Raw genomic sequence first — 1,631 nt, 5'->3', positions numbered from 1 at the left:
CGCAGTTCGCGCTCATCCAGGGCTCGCTGAACAAGCCCTGCATCGCCCTGCCGGCCAAGGCCAACCTCGGTTCGCTCGTCGGCCTCGTGCCGATCACGGTCCAGGACATCAACGTCCTGTCCTCGCCGCAGAACCAGCAGTGCACCGAGAACTCCACCCAGGCCAAGGGTGACGAGGCCCTGTCGCACATCCTGGAGGACATCCCGATCCTCTCCGGCAACGGCATCGGCAACGGCTGATCCGCAGCCGCTCTACTCGGGCCCGAGCCGTCGGCGTTCCTCCACCGTCGGCTCGGGCCCGTCGTTCTTCCCGGGAAACGCGGACACCTGCTCTCCGCCCGCGTTTCCGCAGCCGCGCGGCCCGACGGCCGTTGAGGCAATCGGGCGGATATCCGGGAATCCGCCCGTGGAACAGTTTCGAACCCGGATGTTCATCGTTACGTAGGACAGCGCCGGAGTCGCGAGCGATGCAGGACCTGGCTCGGGCGGGCACGACAGTCGTGACCGCACCGGACTCCGCCGAGGAAAGGGACGAAAAAGTGAAGTACACCAAGGTTGCCGCAGTCGCCGCCGGAACGCTCATGGCGATGGGTGCCGCCGCGCCGGCCATGGCCGACTCGGGTGCCGAGGCCATCGCCGCGGGCTCCCCGGGCGTGCTGTCCGGCAACGTCGTGCAGGTGCCGGTGCACATCCCGGTCAACATCTGCGGGAACACCGTCAACGTGATCGGTCTGCTGAACCCGGCCTTCGGCAACACCTGCGTCAACGCGTGAACAACTGACCGGTCCGGGCCCACGCGCCCGGACCGGTACGGCCCCGGACGGCAACGGCCGCCCGGGGCCTTTTCGTTGACGTGTCGGCTTTCTCCGGCCCTCCGCCGGGAGAAAGTGGCACGGGACAGTTTCCCGCGCGCGGTCCGATCGTTATCCCTGAGGAAAGCGGCAGAAGTCACAGGTAAAGAAAGCTTGTGCGGCACGGATACGTGACCGAAGCAGACGCCGCGCAGAAGGGAACCAGAAAAGTGAAGTACGCGAAGACCGCCGCGCTCGTTGCCGGTTCCGTGGCTGCCCTCGGAGCGGCCGCTCCCGCCTTCGCCACCACTGTCCCCACGGCCCCCAGCTTCAGCCTCGACAGCGGCCTCAACCAGGTGATGGCCAGCGCACCGCAGGTCGTGGACCCGCTGGTGGAAACGGCCGCCGAGACCGCGGGGACGGTCACCAGGAACGGCACGGTCGGCAAGCTGGCGGGCCAGGCGACCGGTGCGGTCGAGGGGGCCGCCCCGCTGCTCGGCGGGGTTCCCCTCGGCGGCTGACCGCCGCGACACGGCAGTTCCCCCTGGTTCCTTCACCGATCCGCATCACTCCCCGGAAGGGTTCTCTCATGTTCAAGAAGATCATGGCCTCGGCAGCGGTTGCCGCCTCGGTCGTCGGTGTCTCCGCTGCGGCCGCCCCGTCCGCCATGGCCATCGCCGACGACGGTGGCACCACGACGGTCAACGGCAACGGCGCCTCGCAGGCCTACGGCAACTCCGCCACCTACGGTGACTGGAGCCCGCAGTTCGCGCTCATCCAGGGCTCGCTGAACAAGCCCTGCATCGCCCTGCCGGCCAAGGCCAACCTCGGTTCGCTCGTC

At 68.5% G+C, this 1,631-nt stretch carries 4 protein-coding genes; all 4 read left to right on the top strand.

Annotation, left to right across the window (positions count from 1 at the left end):
• Nucleotides 1–239: rodlin (locus AB0917_RS34155; protein ID WP_366823584.1), on the top strand; the 239-nt coding region annotated here is incomplete at its 5' end.
• 341 nt (nt 240–580) lie between these two features.
• Nucleotides 581–772, top strand: a complete 192-nt coding sequence (locus AB0917_RS34150) for a chaplin (protein ID WP_366823586.1) — start codon at nt 581–583, stop codon at nt 770–772.
• 248 nt (nt 773–1,020) lie between these two features.
• Complete coding sequence (locus AB0917_RS34145; protein WP_366823585.1) at nt 1,021–1,311, top strand: hypothetical protein; 291 nt, start codon at nt 1,021–1,023, stop codon at nt 1,309–1,311.
• Nucleotides 1,312–1,379: 68 nt separating this feature from the next.
• The coding region (locus AB0917_RS34140; RefSeq protein ID WP_366823583.1) for a rodlin at nt 1,380–1,631 on the top strand (252 nt) is incomplete at its 3' end.

It is taken from the genome of Streptomyces sp. NPDC007346 (assembly GCF_040703535.1).
Classification (GTDB): Bacteria; Actinomycetota; Actinomycetes; order Streptomycetales; family Streptomycetaceae; genus Streptomyces.
The sequence above is the reverse complement of the archived record's forward strand: the minus strand, read 5'-3'. Positions and strand labels throughout refer to the sequence as shown.